This window comes from Pseudomonas peli, from assembly GCF_050563605.1.
GTDB classification, from domain to species: domain Bacteria; phylum Pseudomonadota; class Gammaproteobacteria; order Pseudomonadales; family Pseudomonadaceae; genus Aquipseudomonas; species Aquipseudomonas peli_A.
In genome coordinates, this window is sequence record NZ_JBNXUH010000232.1 from 1 (window position 1) to 316 (window position 316).

Here is a 316-nt window from a genome sequence, read left to right on the forward strand (position 1 = left end):
CCCGAATACCGTGTCGCCACCTGCGCCTGCAGCAACTCAGCCGTTGCCAGCGCATCAGTCAACGCATGGTGCGCCTGGTACATCGGCAGGTTGTAACGCAGGCGACTGTCAGCCAAACGGATCGACACCGGCTCTGTCTCTTATACAATCTCCGAGCCCACGAGACGTAGGCACGGACAGAGGGGTATAAGAGACAGTTCCACGCATGGGGCGCCTGCTTCAGCGGTGTATTAGAGCGAAGGCGACTGTCAGCCAAACGGGTACACCGCCGCGCTGTCACGTATACAATCGCCGGGCACACGGGACGACATGGGCT

Annotated in this window: 1 pseudogene; it reads right to left on the minus strand. The window is 60.4% G+C overall.

The features are described 5' to 3' along the window. Positions 1 to 134, minus strand: a pseudogene (locus ACQ4LH_RS21565) (3'-5' exonuclease); the annotation flags it as partial. Positions 135 to 316: the final 182 nt, after the last annotated feature.